Annotated in this window: 13 protein-coding genes and 3 pseudogenes; 7 read left to right on the top strand and 9 right to left on the bottom strand. The window is 54.8% G+C overall.

Annotated elements, in window-relative coordinates; all coding sequences use genetic code 11:
• Positions 1 to 123 precede the first annotated feature (123 nt).
• On the top strand, positions 124 to 609 hold the full coding sequence (locus CBM2586_RS30725; RefSeq protein WP_012354678.1) for a hypothetical protein: 486 nt from the start codon (positions 124 to 126) through the stop codon (positions 607 to 609).
• Between the two features lie 84 nt (positions 610 to 693).
• Here CBM2586_RS30725 and CBM2586_RS30720 read toward each other — a convergent pair whose 3' ends face one another.
• The 5 genes from CBM2586_RS30720 to nifE all read right to left on the bottom strand — a co-directional run bounded on the left by CBM2586_RS30720 (position 694) and on the right by nifE (position 5,197).
• Positions 694 to 1,260: a nitrogen fixation protein NifQ gene (locus CBM2586_RS30720; RefSeq protein ID WP_081479563.1), complete on the bottom strand. Its 567-nt coding sequence runs from the start codon at positions 1,258 to 1,260 to the stop codon at positions 694 to 696.
• Positions 1,261 to 1,278: 18 nt separating this feature from the next.
• Positions 1,279 to 1,581 carry a ferredoxin III, nif-specific gene (fdxB, locus tag CBM2586_RS30715; RefSeq protein WP_012354676.1) on the bottom strand — a complete coding sequence of 101 codons (303 nt, stop codon included), beginning with the start codon at positions 1,579 to 1,581 and terminating at the stop codon, positions 1,279 to 1,281.
• A gap of 19 nt (positions 1,582 to 1,600) precedes the next feature.
• Positions 1,601 to 2,287: a nitrogen fixation protein NifX gene (gene nifX, locus CBM2586_RS32725; protein ID WP_012354675.1), complete on the bottom strand. Its 687-nt coding sequence runs from the start codon at positions 2,285 to 2,287 to the stop codon at positions 1,601 to 1,603.
• Between the two features lie 99 nt (positions 2,288 to 2,386).
• Complete coding sequence (nifN, locus tag CBM2586_RS30705; RefSeq protein ID WP_012354674.1) at positions 2,387 to 3,694, bottom strand: nitrogenase iron-molybdenum cofactor biosynthesis protein NifN; 1,308 nt, start codon at positions 3,692 to 3,694, stop codon at positions 2,387 to 2,389.
• A 132-nt stretch (positions 3,695 to 3,826) separates the two neighbouring features.
• Positions 3,827 to 5,197, bottom strand: a complete 1,371-nt coding sequence (nifE, locus tag CBM2586_RS30700; RefSeq protein ID WP_012354673.1) for a nitrogenase iron-molybdenum cofactor biosynthesis protein NifE — start codon at positions 5,195 to 5,197, stop codon at positions 3,827 to 3,829.
• Positions 5,198 to 5,437: 240 nt separating this feature from the next.
• Between nifE and CBM2586_RS30695 the strand changes: the two are divergent.
• Positions 5,438 to 6,264 (top strand): annotated as a pseudogene (locus CBM2586_RS30695) (IS256 family transposase); the annotation flags it as partial.
• A gap of 25 nt (positions 6,265 to 6,289) precedes the next feature.
• Here CBM2586_RS30695 and CBM2586_RS30690 read toward each other — a convergent pair.
• The gene (locus tag CBM2586_RS30690; RefSeq protein WP_012354672.1) at positions 6,290 to 7,528 is read right to left on the bottom strand and encodes an IS110 family transposase; all 1,239 of its coding nucleotides are present in this window, start codon (positions 7,526 to 7,528) and stop codon (positions 6,290 to 6,292) included.
• A 236-nt stretch (positions 7,529 to 7,764) separates the two neighbouring features.
• Between CBM2586_RS30690 and CBM2586_RS30685 the strand changes: the two are divergent.
• Positions 7,765 to 7,986 (top strand): annotated as a pseudogene (locus CBM2586_RS30685) (transposase); the annotation flags it as partial.
• A gap of 71 nt (positions 7,987 to 8,057) precedes the next feature.
• Here the strand turns inward: CBM2586_RS30685 and CBM2586_RS30680 are convergent.
• From CBM2586_RS30680 to CBM2586_RS30665, 3 genes and pseudogenes are all read right to left on the bottom strand, one after another.
• A pseudogene (locus tag CBM2586_RS30680) lies at positions 8,058 to 9,070 on the bottom strand (IS3 family transposase); the annotation flags it as partial.
• Between the two features lie 86 nt (positions 9,071 to 9,156).
• Complete coding sequence (gene nifA, locus CBM2586_RS30670; RefSeq protein WP_012354669.1) at positions 9,157 to 10,788, bottom strand: nif-specific transcriptional activator NifA; 1,632 nt, start codon at positions 10,786 to 10,788, stop codon at positions 9,157 to 9,159.
• A gap of 463 nt (positions 10,789 to 11,251) precedes the next feature.
• Positions 11,252 to 12,184, bottom strand: a complete 933-nt coding sequence (locus tag CBM2586_RS30665) for a LysR family transcriptional regulator (RefSeq protein WP_012354667.1) — start codon at positions 12,182 to 12,184, stop codon at positions 11,252 to 11,254.
• A 175-nt stretch (positions 12,185 to 12,359) separates the two neighbouring features.
• Between CBM2586_RS30665 and nodB the strand changes: the two genes are divergently transcribed.
• The 4 genes from nodB to CBM2586_RS30645 all read left to right on the top strand — a co-directional run bounded on the left by nodB (position 12,360) and on the right by CBM2586_RS30645 (position 16,605).
• The gene (gene nodB / locus CBM2586_RS30660) at positions 12,360 to 13,070 is read left to right on the top strand and encodes a chitooligosaccharide deacetylase NodB (protein ID WP_012354666.1); all 711 of its coding nucleotides are present in this window, start codon (positions 12,360 to 12,362) and stop codon (positions 13,068 to 13,070) included.
• A 412-nt stretch (positions 13,071 to 13,482) separates the two neighbouring features.
• Positions 13,483 to 14,835: a chitooligosaccharide synthase NodC gene (gene nodC, locus CBM2586_RS30655; RefSeq protein WP_012354665.1), complete on the top strand. Its 1,353-nt coding sequence runs from the start codon at positions 13,483 to 13,485 to the stop codon at positions 14,833 to 14,835.
• A 63-nt stretch (positions 14,836 to 14,898) separates the two neighbouring features.
• Positions 14,899 to 15,813: a nodulation factor ABC transporter ATP-binding protein NodI gene (gene nodI / locus CBM2586_RS30650; protein WP_012354664.1), complete on the top strand. Its 915-nt coding sequence runs from the start codon at positions 14,899 to 14,901 to the stop codon at positions 15,811 to 15,813.
• Between the two features lie 3 nt (positions 15,814 to 15,816).
• Entirely contained in the window at positions 15,817 to 16,605 is a 789-nt protein-coding gene (locus CBM2586_RS30645; RefSeq protein WP_012354663.1) for an ABC transporter permease, read from the top strand.
• The last annotated feature ends 55 nt before the right edge of the window (positions 16,606 to 16,660 follow it).

The raw sequence follows: 16,660 nt of genomic DNA, 5'->3' as shown, positions 1-16,660 counted from the left end.
AGTGGCCTTCTGTATGGACTGCTTCTTTATGATGCACGTGCGCCCAACTCACCATTCCGGCGGTCATCGCATCAGCCTGGAAGCAAAGACACCATCCGGCGCCCCACCTTGCAGGAGAGAAGAATGAACCTCATTACCGATATCGAATTAGCCGAATTTTTTGGCAGCACTGCCACTCCCCCGGGCATGCAGTTGATTAATACAATTCCGGAAGGGGGAAATGACGATGCGGAAGTAATTTTATGGACGACAGTTCTTTCCTTCCCCACCTGCTTACCACCGTACTATATGCTGTATAAGTTACAAGCAAGCTGCGGCAAGCTTCGAAAAGCGCGGGAAGTCGCAGGCAAAGCCCTGGTAGCTGCTGCGCGCCAGGCGTCTATCAACATTGATTGGCGGGCAGTATGGCCTGGCGACGCTGACTTCACTATTTCAGGCCCTGCTCGCTTCTGGCTCTTTACCCTAAAAGCCCAGACGTTATTTAGTATACGGCTTGGCGAGCATGCCATGGCGCTCCAACTGATGAACAAACTTCGCTGCCTGGACCCCGACAACAGCATCGGTTTAGATATCGTTGATTCCTTTCTCGCTCGTTCACCATTGAGATAACGCCAACTGATATGAGTCTCCTTATCCTTTTTATATGTTCCGGCCCTGACAGTTCTCTACTTGTAAAAAGCGATTATTTTTTCGTCATTCAGGCCCAAAACAGTCTCCGAAACTGGGGCAAACACTGCAACTCGGAGCCCTGCACACGTATAGCGCATCACGCTCACATAGCTGTTTGTAGAGGAACTTTTTCCACTTCATTCCATGGACGTTCTTTTCGGCAAGCATGGGAAACCAGTACCTCAGAACCTCTAACAGCGCGGCCCGGGATGGAAGGCGTAAGTTTTGCCAGAGATGTTTGTCTTTCAAACACCCGCAAGCCAATGCATGAGAAACACAGCGCACCTCGATGGGTGTACCGGCACTCGGATCTGCGTGTGCCTCAAGCAAGGCTACGAGTTCTTCGACTTCGTCATAGTACATCGGGTCTGGCGCGTTTGCCTCCCTATTTAGCTCCAAAGATAAGGCATACTCGGCACCTGGAAACCAGTGTGCAAGCAGCCACCTAGTTTCATTGGCGTCAAGTCCTATTATGGGGAGGCCATGTACATTTCCTTCCTCTAACGTCGACGAAATGGCGCCAGCTAGCGTCAGCACCGTGCAGTCGTCGTCATCTACCGCGTGACGCATTAGGGTACTGTGAAAATTCATCTTCGTCATAACAAAGGCCTAAGCAGGCGCGTGCGTATAACATTTTTTTGGACAAATCTTCGCGCAAGCGGTGCAACCTATGCAATACTCGCGATGCAAGATTGTCATAACCTTCTTCTCAAGCTCCTCCTCATTCTCGTTCTCCCCCTCAAGGGAAATATGGCTGCCATCCTCGCTCACTCCAACCAATTGAAGGACACCGCGCGAACACACACGAAAACATCGGCCACAGCCGATACAATTATGATGATCGATAGAATTTACGAAGCTCGGTGTCCAGATCGCGCCACTTGGTAGCACTACAGTAAAGTTGTCATTCACGTTTGCATTCTCGCGATATTCACTTATAAGCCAAGCCGGCGGTTTTCCGCGCCTCCATCAACGCGGCGTGGATTTCGTGGCAGCGTCTGGCAACCACTAAAATTTTCTCCCAACTGGCCGGCAACTCTTCGGATAAATCGTGTAGATCCATCTTGGCTTGCACCGCAAGCGTGTTCAATCTTTTCAAACGAGCTTTTGTTGCCTCAGGGTCATCTATCCTGTCTTCGCTGTCAGTTTCAGCACCAACAGTTATTTGTGGCGGAGGATAGTCCTTCTCTTTGAGGTAGGCGCGATTATTCGCTAACCCGTCGTCCGCGCCCAAATCGTATGCCGTGCCCGAATCCTTCTTGATCACCTTCCTTAACCACGGAGGCGGCGTCCCCTTCAACACCTCCTGCAGCTTTCTAAGGATCGTTTCAATAGGCTCCGCCTTTGCCACCTTGATAGGGTGGATCTTCAGCGCAACAACCCGCGCGGCTCCGGCACCTCCAATCGCGGCGACGTACAATATCGCGCAGTCATGGATTGCTTCAAGCCTTTGACCCAGTTTCTCTTCGTTGTCGTGCTTCTGTGGCGTGTCGCTGAAATCGAAAGCCTGGATGAACCTGTGCGCGGCGGCTGTCACGTCATAGACGAGTATATGTTTCGCCCACCCAAAGTGGGCGTCAACATGCTCCTTATCTTGCGTAGCGAAGGCGATTTTCATGTGCCGTCTCCTTGTAGGATCACATAGTGGCTGGAGGAAACCTTGAGATCAGATCACCGGTGTTTCCGGAGCGCGATGGGTATTGATCGTGGATAGGGGCTAATCCTTCGGTGCGCGGAACTGGATTCGCTCGAGCATCAGATTTGCAATCTCGAAAATCAGGTCCATCGTGCCTCGATATCCTATCTGACATCGATGTGCATTTCCGACGCGGTCGAATACGGGGAAGCCTACGCGCATCAGCGGCTTACCGAGTCGCGCAGCCATTTGGCGGCCATGCGAGTGAGTGATTAGCACGTCGCAATTGCCAGCCGCACGTTCCATGTCTTCCAAGTCGCCCAGCACTACTTCGCTTGCGGGCAAAAGCGCATGCGCTGGAGATGGGGTCGTGCTGACGCAGACTGATAGTTCTGCCCCTAGCTCGTGCAGCAGTGACCCAACCGAAAGGAGCATGTCCGGATCTGCACCAATCGCAACCTTTATACCCCCCGTATAGAAGTGACTGTCCAGCATTGCATCCAGAAGTTGTTCACGCTGCCGACGATACTTCTCTGGAATGGCTCGCCCTGACAACTGCGCGAGAAGCCGCAATAATCGATCGTTAGGTTCTAGACCCGTGAGACGTTCGAAGATTTCAAATGGCGTGCCACATATTTCCTGTAACGCTCGCGCACCAGCACGAGTCTGCTCTCCAATGCCAATTGTGAAAGAAGATGCCCCAGCAGCGCGGATTTGTTCGAGCGTGGTTCCGCCCCGCGTTACGCCACGCCATTCTGAATCAAAGTGGCCATCGAGCGAACCGGAAATGTCAGGGAGGATTATTGGGTCTAGGCCAAATGACTGGACTATCACGCGTAGTTCTTCAACGTCGCGCGGCGATAAATGGCTTCCCGGCAACACGCTAATTTGTCGATAAATAGCAGGCAGCGGCTCTACCAGCTCCATGACAATCTCCACCACAGCTTTGCTGTAGCCGTCCTCGAAAGCGCCAACATAATCTGGCGTCGAGACATACACAATTTCTGTATTGAAAAGTTCTGGATTACCTTTGCGTATAGCTCTTAGATGACCATCGAGATCCTCGCCATTGGTCTCGGTGAGACCTGTTGAACAGACCACAATGATTCTCGGCGCCTCGCGCTTTCGGATGTTAAGCAATGCCGTCTCGACATTATCGTATCCGCCCAAAACCGCAGAGATTTCATCCATTGCGGTAGTCTGCAGCGGGATTGCTTCCTTGAAATGTCGCGTCAGCAAAACCAAGGCAAACGACGTGCAACCTTGTGAGCCGTGCAATACGGGCATACAGGCCTCAAGCCCCATAGCCGCAAAGCTAGCGCCGAGCGGCTGGCTAGTCTTCAACGGGTTTACCGTGCAGGCTTTTTCAGATTGGATCACGATAGCCATAATGGTCTCCTCACTTTCCTAGACCGCCGCCACGCGTAGAGATGTACTTCCTGGATTCTGTGGCGGCTTAGTATTCCGAGTACATTAGCTGTGCCGCGAATCTTTTGACCAGTCGACTTCACCTCCGTTATTTCACGGCGCTGGGATTCGCACCTGTTGCCACACCGGGTTGTAAATAGTACGCTCTATCTCTCGGATCAACTCCACGATCCCTTCATACCCGGCATACGGATGATGACGTTCTTGATTTACGTCAAGCCAAGGCATAAGCGCCTTCAATGCGATAAACTGTGAGCGCCCACCAGACAGCATGATGTCGGCCTTTGCATCGTGCAATAGCTTGTACATCTCGCGCGCCGTCATGTTATCGAACATGAGCGCGTCCTGTCCGAGGATCCCTTTGATTCTTTCTTTGTCTTCCTTGGTACTCTTCTTCACGCTTGTGCCAATGATTTCTAAGCCGGCCTCCTGTAACGCAGCCACAACTGACCATGATTTCACGCCACCTGTGATTAGCAGCGCCCGTTTACCTTCAAGACGCGCACGGTACGTGGCAATCCGCTCCCATGCCCGCTCCTCCTGAGCTTGAATCAGGCGCTCTGTACTGTCTAACAGCTTTCCAGATGCCCCTCGCTGCACCAACAGACTCGCGATCTGGCGGAGAGCGTTGCTTGTGTCGCCAATTCCGTAGAATGAGCACTCAAGGTATGGAATCCCATAACGCTCTTGCATCTTAGTTGCCACATGGACCATGGACTTCGAACAGACCACCATGTTTGCTCTGGCCCGATGCGCGCTCGCAATATCGCTGTACCGGCCATCGCCAGTTATACACGACAAAAGACGGATGCCAAGTTCGTCCAAGAGCGGCTTTACCTGCCATAACTCGCCTGACAGGTTGTACTCGCCGATTACGTTGATGTCTGTGGGCGTTGTATATGCCGGCTCACGGGTACCTATCACATAATTCAAAAGCGCCTCGCCGCCAAGCTTATTGCCGAGGTTCTTTGATCCAGCGAACCCAGGCGCGTGCACCGGTATAACTGGCTTACTGAATTCTACTGAAGCCTGCTTGCACACTGCATCTATGTCATCGCCGATTAACGCAGTAACACACGTTTGATAAACAAAGACCGCAGGTGGATTGTACTTTTCAATGATCTCGCGGACGCTACGGAATAGACGTCGTTCACCCCCGTAGATCACGTCGAACTCATTGATGTCAGTCGTGAAGCCAGTGCGATAGAGCGTCGGCCCTGATGAGGCCGCCTGGCGGTTGTCCCAAGAGTTGCCTTCGCATGCGATTGGTCCATGCACGAGGTGCGCCACGTCAGCTACAGGCTGAAGTGCAATTTTTGCCCCATCGAAAGCGCAGCCCCCAGCGGCCGCGCCCGGTGAAAGCTGCCTTGAGCAGCCCAGCTTTCGCTCTTCCTCGCTCTTGGCCCGGTTCTTCGCACAATTCGGTTGGTCAAAAAGATCGGCAGCCCTCGCCTTTCGCGACATAACGGCTCCATACGCTCTGCGGTTCGCGAAGATCAGCAAGTTGCGTACCATCGTCGCAGCCATGCATTTACCGTTATGCAGCCCTACACGCCCGCTCCCGCGACTGTCGTGGATGGCCGCTCCTGTCGCAGAGTTGGAATCGATCCCGACACTTTGAAGTTCCTCGAGGGTAGACCAATGCGTTGAGTTGTCACAAACTTTTGTCATAGGTGTAGGGAAGCACCCAGGCTGTAGTGGTCAAGTAATAAGACGGTTCTGACCGACGACGGGCCGCTGCGGTTAGACATCCCTCGCGATCGCGACGGCAGCTTTGATCCGATCCTGATTCCAAGCACGAGCGGCGCTTCACCGGGTTCGACGACAAGATCATCGCCATGTATGCGCGCGGCATGACCTTGCGCGAGATCCAGGCGTTTCTGGCCGAACAGTACGGCACCGAGGTCTCGCCCGAATTCATCAGTTCGGTGACCGATGCGGTCATGGACGAGGTGACCGCCTGGCAGGCCCGTCCGCTGGAGGTGATGTACCCGGTGGTGTTCTTCGACGCGCTGCGCGTCAAGATGCGCGAGGACGGCGTGGTGCGCAACAAGGCCGTCTACCTGGCCTTGGGCGTGCTGCCCGACGGCACGCGCGACATCCTGGGCCTGTGGATCGAGAGCACCGAAGGCGCCAAGTTCTGGATGAAGGTGTTCAACGACCTGAAGACCCGGGGTACCCAAGACATCCTGATCGCGGTGACCGATGGCCTTAAGGGCATGGAACAGGCCCTGGCCGCGGTGTTCCCGAACACCACCCTGCAGACCTGCATCGTGCATCTGATCCGCAACAGCCTGGAGTACGCCAACTGGAAGGAGCGCCGCGCCGTGGCGGCGGCGCTCAAGCCCGTGTACACGGCCCCCACCGTCGAGGCCGCGCTGGCCGAGTTGGCGGCCTTCGAGAACGGGGAATGGGGTCGGCGGTATGCACCGATCGGCGCATCCTGGCGTCGCGCCTGGGATCAGGTGATCCCGTTCTTTACGTTCCCGCCGGCGATCCGCAAGATCATTTACACGACGGATGAAGTTGACAAGCGCGTGGTGTGCTTTCGCTCGTTTATGGCGTCCGTATTGGTGGCCACGGAGCGCGTACCGCACTTGCCTGCGGTCGCGCTTGCTTCCAGCGCGAGAACAGCCGTTGGTAAGCGTGCTCAGCTTGTTCGCCTGCCGCACGCTCCAGATCCCGGACGGACTTCAGATTGTAGGCGGCGGCAGACCCCTTGCGGCTACCGCGACGCGCAGGCATGCCTGCCTGCAGTTCCAGCTCACGGGTCTTGCGCGCAGTCAGCGCCGGGCGATCCCAGGCGAAGGCTTCGTTACGCGTGAGGACGTGCCACACGATGATCGCCACCTTGCGTGCCGTGGCAACAGCCGCGATCTGCTGACCGCGACGATCCCGGATACGAAGGAAGAAGGCTCGGACGGGGCCGGCCGTTTGGGCTGCGGCCCAGGCAGCGTCGACCAGCATGGCACGCGCATAGGAACGTCCGCGCTTGCTGATGTGTCCGTGCTTTGCTGGCTGCAAGCCGGATTGGTAGACCGAAGGATTGAGGCCAAAGTAGCTGACCAGTTTCTGCGGCGAACGAAAGCGAGCGATATCGCCAATGGCCGAGATCAACCCGATCGCAACGGTGGTGTTGATGCCGGTGATGGTCAGCAGCTTGCGCAGCCTGTCGTCCTGAATAGCGGATTGGGCCAGGACGCGCTCAACCTGCTGCAGATTCTCTGCCAGCCTGTCGAGCTCATGCAACCGCTGGTCAATCCCGATGCGCTCGTCCATGGGTAGCGGCTGAAGGCTCAGCCAGGCCCGCCCTTTCTTGCCAAACAGGTCTGTCGCAGGACACCGTGCGATGAGATGTGCGGCAAGGACAGCGTGAATCTCATTCTTGAGCCGCGTCCGCTGCCGCACGATCTGGGCGCGGCGCGACACCTGCCGTCGCATCGCTTGCGTGGCCTCGTCTGGAATCCACACCTCGGGCAGGAAGCCACTCGCATAGAGTTGCGCAAGGATCGCGGCATCGATCTTATCCGTCTTGACGCGCGCTTCTGCGATCAGGCGGACTTGCAACGGGTTGGCGACAATCACTTTGCCGACATGACCTGTCAGCACGTTCGCGATGGCGATCGTGTTGCCGGTCGCCTCGAGTACCACGTGGTCGTCGGGCTTTAGCTTGGCAGCAAAGTGTTCCAGCTCGTCGCGTCGCAGTCCGACGCGCCCGCCGGCGCGTAGCCGGCCATTCTCCAAATAGGCGATCTCGGCCACCGATCGCGATACATCCAGTCCTATCACTCGCATTGGCGTCTCCCATGGGAAACATCGCAAATGGGAGCCGGTGGGACAGCACGACAACTACGGATTCGCGCTCGCAGCGCAACCGGGCGGGTCGCAGGGGCGGCCAACTACTAACACGAGCTCGCAGCTCAACGTATATGAACGGCCTGCCCACCCGAAGTGCTCCCCGGTGCCCCTGTCCCGGATGGTCGAACCATACACCAAGTTACACGGTGAGGAGAGGAAGGGCACCGGTTCCTATCATGCCGGTTACCAACGCGATCGAGAGCATCAACGCGCAGCTGCGCAAGATCATCAAGACGCGCGGTCACTTCCCCAGCGACGAGGCGGCGACCAAGCTGCTGTGGCTGGCGCTGCGAAACATCACGGTGAAGTGGGGCAGTTCAACCCATGACTGGAAGGCTGCCATGAACCAGTTTGCGATCCTCTACGAGGAACGCTTCACCCACCCTTATCGTTAAGATATTGCTGGCTCACCGTTCCATCGACGGTGAGCCTTTACCTGCCCTGCACACAAAAAAACTGACAGGCCCCGCCACACGCGCTCCATCTTCAGGTTCAGGAAGAACCGCTCCATCACCGCGTTATCCCAACAATTGCCTTTTCGACTCATGCTGCAAACGATCTGATGCCGTCTCAGCAAAGCCTGATACTCTGCGCTCGCGTACTGACTGCCTCTGTCCGAGTGCAGCACCAGTCCTGGTCCTGGCCGACGCTGCTGCAGCGCCATGGTCAGCGCCGACATGACCAGGTCCGTCGGCATGGTCGGCGCCATCGCCCAGCCCACGACCTTGCGCGAGTACAAGTCCAGCACGACAGCCAAATACAGCCAGCCCTGGGCCGTGCGGACATAGGTGATGTCCGACACCCAGGCCCGCTTCGGCTCAGCCACGTCAAATTGACGATCCAGCACGTTCTCGGCCACTGGCAGAGCGTGCTTGCTGTTGGTCGTCGACACGAACTTACGCTTCCAGTTCGTGCGCAGCTCTGCCTCGCGCATCAGCGTACGAATCCGGTACCGGCCAAGGCGCAGCCCTTGTGCCCTCAGCGCATGCATGACACGCCGGCTGCCGTAGCTCGCGCCGCTGGCAGCGAACGCCGCTTTGACGTGGGTCTGCTCCTGCAGAGCCTTCGTGCTCGGCTTGGCGCGGCGGTGCGCATAGTAGCCGGAGCGGCTCACCTGCAATACCCGGCAGGCATCACTGACCGATACGGCCTCCTGTTGCAAATGGGCTACCAGGCGGTAGCTCACTTTAGTTCCCGTGCAAAGAAGGCCGACGCTTTTTTTAGCAGAGCATTGTCCTCGCGCAGTTGCCGATTCTCCGCCTCCAATTGCCGGATGCGCTGCTGTTCTGCCGTCAGCGGCTTTCCCACCCCAGGTCCACCAGCGCACTCCGCATCATACTGCGCGATCCAGCACCGAACGGCCGACTCACCAAGCTCCATCGACCGGCAAACTTCGCTCACCGATAGGCCTTGGTCTCGTACCATCCGTACTACTTCCAGCTTGAAGCTGGCGTCAAATTGTCGGCGCCTTCTTGTCATCTATCTTTTCACTCGTCGATTACGGATTATCCTCCTATCGACCTGTCCAAGGACATTAGACCACCGCAGGCAGCGATATTCTGCCATCAGAAACGGCGAAGCTCGATCCCGTTCTTACGCAGCGCGTAGCCAATCTGCCGTGGCGTAATACCCAAGAGCCGCGCCGCTTTTGCCTGCACCCAGCCACAGCGCTCCATGGCCCAAATGAGTCGCTCTCTCTCGCCTTGAGGTCTATCGTTCCTGCTGGGCAGGGCAAATCTGGCGCTCTCGTGACCTGCATCTACGGAGACTGTAGGAGTGATCTCCTCGCTCGCTGCAGCGTTTGCCGATCGGCCCGGACGTACGGCGTCTTCGCGCTCGATGTCATGCAATCCTTGGGTTAGACACTTATCCATCTCACACAGGAATGAGAGCCGATCAATGGAATCGTGGAGTGCCATCGTCGCGGTCCTCTCAACGCAGTTCTCCAACTCACGTACGTTACCGGCCCAGTAGCAACCCGAAAGCACGCTCAATGCTCCTTCTGTGAAGCGCAGCGACCTGCCGTTGTCACGGTTGAATCGATCTAAAAAGTATTGCGCCAAAGCCGGGATGTCCTCGCGGCGCTCACGTAGGGGTGGCAGACGAATGCTTACCACATTAATGCGATAATACAAATCTGCTCGGAATTCACCCTCTTTGACCATCCGTTCGAGGTTGCGATTTGTCGCAACGATTAGCCTCACATCAACCCTTACAGGCGTGGCCCCCCCTACGCGCTCAAACTCCCTTTCTTGCAGAACCCGCAACAGCTTCGCTTGGAAGGACGGTGAGATATCGCCAATTTCATCGAGAAATAGTGTGCCGCCGTGCGCTAGTTCGAATCTACCTTTCCGTTGCGATTGCGCCCCCGTGAACGCTCCCTTCTCATGGCCAAACAGTTCGCTCTCCAGGAGAGTCTCTGAAAGCGCCGCGCAGTTCACCGAAACGAATGGCTGATCATTACGCCGAGACAAGCTATAGATTGCGCGTGCGATCAATTCCTTTCCCGTTCCGCTTTCACCGCGCAAGAGTACTGTCGCCCTCGCCGGGGCGACTTGATGGACTTGCGCAAACACCCTCTGCATCGATGGGGAATGGCCTACCGCGTTCTCTATATTGCGCAAAGGATGATGCTCCTTCTGTGGACGTCTACATACCTGTTCCCTGTAACCGCCCTTGTTCATCGCCTCGCGATTAAGCAGCAGCGCTTGCCCCATCGGCGCTGCAACAACTTTCATAAGTTGAAGATCGTTAGCAAAGGCGCGCGTTCCGTCTCGATTCTCACAAAATGCGACCAGCACCCCGAGCGGACGGCCCTCATGCCGGATAGGAGTTCCCAGGAGAGCGATATGATCACCGTCCAATTCATTAGCAGTTCCGAAGCGGTCCGCGAGAAAATGTTCGTCGTGAATCTCAGGGACAATGATAGGCGAATCACTTGAATGAATGCGGCCCACGACTCCCTCATCGGGAAGAAAGCGTACGCGCTCGCGCCAGCCCTCCGAAAGTCCCGTGGAACAAAAACCAGCTAGATATCCACCCGGCTCCGCGACGGCTATGAAGGCGGAGCGCCATCCTAGCGCAGACGAAAGATGCCGTAAGGATCTGTCCAACGTCTGCTCAGCATCCCGCGACGAAACTAGTGTCTGCACTACCTCGTACACCAAATCGAAATCGTTAGCATAGAAATGCGGCATGGATTTAAACTCCCCGGGATGGCTCGTCAAACGCCGTCAGCAAACACGACTAGGTCACAACGACACATTAGTTTGCTGCGCGCTATGGCAAGTTCGAACGATGCCGCCAAGTGGGCGGACATCTACAATGTCAACAAACGGACAATATCGCAGTGGCGATGTCGGAGGGACACGGAGGACAACAACGCCTCTCTGTGCGCGCATAGGATACTAACTGAAAAAACGGCGCCTTTAACACAATCCTGCGTTGACGTCGCTCCGACCATCGAGGTCGTCTTATGCTTAACGCCTCATATGAGGGGTTGCACACCAACAGGGGTAGAAAGCGCGCGAAGTATGGGTAGAGCCTCATCTGCCGGTGCATCGTAGTTCTGAAACTTGTGCCCTGCTGGATTGAAGGGATCTCAATACCTACGAGATTGAATACAATTGGCACCTCTTGTGACTGCCCGGACATCGATTATCAGTCAGACTTCTTCGCGTCAACACTAGCCAAACTTTTTGCCTCTTCCAATAGCACCTGGCGCATCCAAATGCTTGCTGGATCGCCGGTATGTAACGCAGGCCATTGGATAGCCTCCGTAAACGAGGAAAGTGGCAGCGGTACATCGACAATCCTCAAAGGAACCACTTCGCCAAAATACTGAGCTAGTCGTAGTGGCAGTGTTGCGATGCGATCGGTACGGGACAGCATCGGTGGGATCAGGTCAAAGGTTGGTACAACAATCTCTTCCCGTCTCTTGAATCCCAGCTCAAGGAGAAAAAACTCCTCTATCGAGGGCCGGCGTGAACGTCCGAACCTTACAGTCACATGCCCCATCGAGATGTACTTTTCCAAAGCGAGTCTTCGGGACAGCTGCTTATTTGTCGGACAACCTACGCACACAAGCTTCTCTTCAAAAAGACGCGCCTTGGGATGTGTATCACTCAACAACAACTCCGGTAGTATCAGGAAATCAACATCGCCTCGTCTGAGCAATTCGCCAGGTTCATCGTCAGGAAAGAATAGCTCGAAGCTAACGGAAGGCGCCTCGCATGCGACGCGCTTCATGACCTTCTTAAAGTAGACAAGTGTCATGAAGTCCGAAAGACAAATTCTGAAACGTCGTTTCGACTTAGATGGCAGGAATACGTCACGCGAAATGATCGAGAGCTGGACGTGCGATAGTGCTTCACGGACGGGACCGGCAAGTTCCATCGCACGAGCAGTCGGAACGAACTCCCGCCCACGCATAACAAAAAGACTGTCACTGAAATAGTCTCGCAGCCTCGCGACAGCTGCGCTCATAGCGGGCTGACTTAGGTTGATGCTATGCGCCGCGGCTGTCAGATTCCGGTGCGTCATGAGTGCGTCAAGTGCGACGAGAAGGTTCAGGTCAAGGCCTTTGAAGCGCATATGGAGCCATCCACATCATCGATGATTGATATCGAAACAATCGATTGTACAAATTTGCGCCGCTGACGCAAAGTTGTGGCGACTAACGATTAGCAGATCTCCGTGTCCCATTGCGGACGGCGCACTTTGAGACCGAAGGCATAGCGTGCAAACCACAAAGGTAACGTAACGAATCATGGCTGAAAAGGTGCACAGCGAACCATCGGAACGTTTGTCTTGGCCGAGGAAAATTCGAGAACGTGATGCCAAAGTCAAACCACGTAAGGTTTTTCTTACATTCGATGACGGGCCGAATCCGACATGGACACCGAAGATCTTGGACATATTGCGCCAATTTCATGTCCCCGGCACGTTCTTCGTCCTCGGAGCATACGCAGCGGAACATCCGGAGCTAATTCGGCGAATGATCTCCGATGGACACGAAGTTGCCAACCACACGATGACGCATCTCGATCTGTCCCAATGCAACCGCGATGTGTTGCGACGCGAAATACTCGATACGAATGTAATCATCACCAAGGCCTCCCCTGGCCTAGCTGTGCGTTTCTTGCGTGCACCGTATGGAATATGGACTCCTGAAGTATGCGTCGAAGGAATGAATGCAGGTCTTACACCGCTTCACTGGTCGGTAGACCCTCAAGATTGGGCCCGCCCGGGAGTTGATCTGATTGTCGATACGGTCTTGGCGACCGTAGAGCCGGGGGCAATCGTGCTATTGCATGATGGCAGTCCACCGAACGAATTGGCATCACGCCCGTACACAGCATCACGAGAGCAAACCGTGAGGGCGCTTCCTCGGCTAATTTCGGCGTTGAAGGAACGTAACTTTGTGATCAGCTCACTGCCCAAACTACGCGGACAGATCAATCCAGTACGGACTGCCTAAGAACCTGTTATCCCACATAGACCCCGAGACGAATGTGTTCTCCACTACCCCTGGGTCGTCTTCTAGGGAACATTTATCAAAAGTTCATCTCGTCGGACGTGAGTACATCAGGAATTACTGACACAAGAAACAGATAGTACTGAACCAAGTCCCCGCCTTTCCCCATTGGTAGGCATTGCTCCTAACGCTAACATCAAATCAAGCAGCCGGCTCTCTTACCTCATATTGTACTCGCCGCGCCTCAGTTCCGAAATTTATACATCAGACGTCGCGTGCTTCCAACCGAACCGCGTCGATCTGAGCTTAAATGGCGCTCATAACTCGCCTCGGATTTTCATCTGATTCTCTTTGCGGATCAGCGTAGTCTTGTAATCTGAAAATTTCTTAACGCCCCCCTGACAAAACGACAAAGATGAATATTCCGGCCGCAATCAACACGACTTCTGTTTTATTGTACGCACTCCTATCCACCATTTATAAGAGCGCACAGGTTCTGCATAGTCGACCAACACGGTGTACTCCTGCGTCAACCAAGGTCGTTGATCCGGAATGGCGGCCGGACGTCGACGTTATTGTGCCCTGCTTCAACGAAAACCCGGCCACGCTCAGAGCTTGCCTTACTTCAATCGCAAAGCAGGAGTATGCCGGAGTATTGAACGTTTATGTAATTGATGACGGCTCAAGTAACCGTGATGCGTTGGGCGCGGTCTACCGGGACTATGAGGAAGATCCGAGGTTTAACTTTATTCTTCTTCCCAAGAACGTGGGTAAACGTAAAGCACAGATCGCCGCAATACGTTCCTCGTATGGAGAGCTCATACTTAACGTCGACTCAGATACGACGCTGGCCCATGATGTCGTAAAAAACCTTGTACTCAAGATGCGGGACAGATCGATTGGTGCCGCCATGGGACAGTTGACAGCCAGTAATCGAAAGCAGTCGTGGTTGACTCGATTGATCGACATGGAGTACTGGCTCGCATGTAACGAGGAGCGAGCGGCTCAGGGAAGATTTGGCGCCGTTATGTGCTGCTGCGGTCCTTGTGCGATATACCGTCGCTCCGCGCTTCTTCGTCTTCTTGACAAATACGAAACCCAGTTCTTCCGGGGCAAGCAAAGTGATTTTGGTGAAGATCGCCATTTGACGATTCTCATGCTGACTGCAGGCTATCGAACAGAGTATGTTCCTAACGCTATCGCGGCTACTGTTGTGCCAGATAAGCTCATACCGTATCTTCGACAACAGCTCCGGTGGGCACGCAGCACATACCGTGACACGCTCCTCTCGCTACGTCTGTTGCCCCACCTCAATGGCTTTCTTACGCTGGACACCCTTGCGCAGAACGTTGGTTCGCTATTGCTAGCGATCTCAGTCATCAGTGGACTTGCACAGTTTGTGATGACGGCAACAATTCCTTGGCCGGCGTGCATAACAATTGCCTCAATGACGTTCGTTCGGTCCACCGTAGCGGCTATTCGCGCTCGACAGCTGAGATTTTTTGGATTCTCGGCGCATACCCTGATCAACCTGTTCCTTCTACTTCCGGTGAAGGCCTACGCATTGTGCACGCTCGGAAATAGCGATTGGCTGTCGCGAGGCGAGGCATTAAACAGTTCGCACGATAAGTCCGTCTATCCATCATCGGAATCTCCGGAAAAATATACAGCTGGCGAAACGCATTCAACTTCTCGTTCTGAAATTACTGGTAATAAATGTTTGCCCTCTACGTGCGTGACATCGGGAAATGAATATTATACCGAGTAGGATAGATATTACTTGTTCGAGCTTCCTTCAGTAGACAACAACACACTTTTATTCCCGAGCTTCATGTCCACCGCAGCGATCGAGTTCTCCGGCGTTAGAAAGTCATATGGCGGCAAGCCTGTCGTCAATGATCTATCCTTTTGTGTGAAAACTGGCGAATGCTTTGGCTTGTTGGGCCCTAACGGCGCTGGTAAAAGCACGATTGCTCGAATGGTTCTGGGAATGGCAATGCCTGACGGCGGCACGATCACAGTCTTGGGAGAGCCCGTACCAATACGAGCACGCCGAGCTCGCGCTCGCATCGGCGTAGTTCCGCAATTCGACAATCTGGAACCAGGATTTACGGTACGCGAGAACCTGATTGTCTTTGGACGCTACTTTGGCATGACCACAGCCGAGATCGAGGCGGCGATTCCATCTCTGCTTGAGTTCGCGCATCTTGAAACAAAATCCCATGCTCGCGTCACGGAACTGTCAGGCGGCATGAAAAGGGCATTGACTATCGCGCGCGCCCTGATCAATGATCCCCAACTTCTGGTAATGGACGAACCCACAACCGGCTTGGATCCTCATGCGCGCCACCTGATTTGGGAGCGATTACGCTCGCTGCTAACGAAGGGCAAGACTATTCTTCTCACTACTCACTTCATGGAAGAGGCGGAGCGGTTGTGCGACCAGCTTTGCGTAATAGAGGACGGATGCAAGCTCGTTGAGGGAACTCCGCAGGGTCTGGTCCAGAAACAAATCGGTACCGAAGTGCTAGAAGTATATGGCGGCAAACCACACGAGCTGCGTTCATTACTAGCACCCTACGGTCCCCGCACCGAGGTAAGCGGCGAGACGCTGTTCTGCTACGCCTCCGATTTGGAACAGATTCGGGTACCTTTACGCGAGCTTTCTGGCCTGCGCGTCCTACAACGCCCCGCAAATTTGGAGGACGTATTCCTGCGGCTAACCGGACGTGAGATCAGGGAATAAATAATGCGTGACGTACTCATGATGACTTTGCCCGCGAACGCTTGGAACTGGCGTACGGTATGGCGCCGTAATTTCTTAGCATGGCGGAAGGCTGCTCTCGTTTCCCTAATTGGCAATCTTGCAGATCCAATGATGTATCTGTTCGGCCTTGGCTTCGGAGTTGGGGTACTGATAGATCACGTTGAAGGATCTGCATATATTTCGTTTCTGACAGCCGGTATGGTTGCTGCGAGTGCAATGACTTCCGCAACGGTCGAGACAATCTATGCGGCCTTCTCTCGGATGCACACGCAGCGCATGTGGGAAGCAGTCCTGTGCACAAAGCTTACGGTTGGCGACGTCGTACTCGGTGAAATGACGTGGGCGGCCAGCAAAGCCCTATTGGCAGGCACCGCGGTGGCTGGGGTTGCCGCAACATTGGGCTATGCCGATCTCTCGAATATTTTTTTACTAATACCGGTCATTGTTCTAACTGGCTTCGCATTTGCAAGCCTTGCTATGGTCCTCGTCGCGATTGCGCCGAGTTACGATTACTTTGTGTTCTACCAAACGCTTGTCCTCACACCGATGCTTTTCCTGAGTGGTGTCATTTTCCCAGTAGAACAGTTGCCAGGGGCCCTTCATCTTGTTTCGAGAGCCCTTCCACTTTCCCATTCCGTCGAACTCATCCGCCCCGCGATGCTTGGACGCCCGTCGGCGAGCGTCGGTCTGCATGTGTCCGTACTTTGCCTTTACGCAATAGTGCCCTTCTTCCTATCGACAAACCTTGTTCGCCGGCGTCTGATGTCTTGATGATCGCATCGACACTCTGACCAGGATGAATTTGAATATAGGTCAAATCCTTCTA

The sequence above is a fragment of the Cupriavidus taiwanensis genome (assembly GCF_900250115.1).
In the GTDB taxonomy this organism is placed as follows: Bacteria; Pseudomonadota; Gammaproteobacteria; order Burkholderiales; family Burkholderiaceae; genus Cupriavidus; species Cupriavidus taiwanensis_B.
The sequence above is the reverse complement of the archived record's forward strand: the minus strand, read 5'-3'. Positions and strand labels throughout refer to the sequence as shown.

Coding starts and splice junctions, on each gene's coding strand:
- CBM2586_RS30720 (WP_081479563.1), bottom strand. CDS start 1,260: ATGAATTTTCACAGTACCCTAATGCGTCACGCGGTAGATGACGACGAC.
- CBM2586_RS30645 (WP_012354663.1), top strand. CDS start 15,817: ATGCGTGACGTACTCATGATGACTTTGCCCGCGAACGCTTGGAACTGG.
- CBM2586_RS30690 (WP_012354672.1), bottom strand. CDS start 7,528: ATGCGAGTGATAGGACTGGATGTATCGCGATCGGTGGCCGAGATCGCC.
- nifN (WP_012354674.1), bottom strand. CDS start 3,694: ATGGCTATCGTGATCCAATCTGAAAAAGCCTGCACGGTAAACCCGTTG.
- nifX (WP_012354675.1), bottom strand. CDS start 2,287: ATGAAAATCGCCTTCGCTACGCAAGATAAGGAGCATGTTGACGCCCAC.
- nodB (WP_012354666.1), top strand. CDS start 12,360: ATGGCTGAAAAGGTGCACAGCGAACCATCGGAACGTTTGTCTTGGCCG.
- nifA (WP_012354669.1), bottom strand. CDS start 10,788: ATGCCGCATTTCTATGCTAACGATTTCGATTTGGTGTACGAGGTAGTG.
- CBM2586_RS30725 (WP_012354678.1), top strand. CDS start 124: ATGAACCTCATTACCGATATCGAATTAGCCGAATTTTTTGGCAGCACT.
- nodI (WP_012354664.1), top strand. CDS start 14,899: ATGTCCACCGCAGCGATCGAGTTCTCCGGCGTTAGAAAGTCATATGGC.
- nodC (WP_012354665.1), top strand. CDS start 13,483: ATGAATATTCCGGCCGCAATCAACACGACTTCTGTTTTATTGTACGCA.
- CBM2586_RS30665 (WP_012354667.1), bottom strand. CDS start 12,184: ATGCGCTTCAAAGGCCTTGACCTGAACCTTCTCGTCGCACTTGACGCA.
- nifE (WP_012354673.1), bottom strand. CDS start 5,197: ATGTCGCGAAAGGCGAGGGCTGCCGATCTTTTTGACCAACCGAATTGT.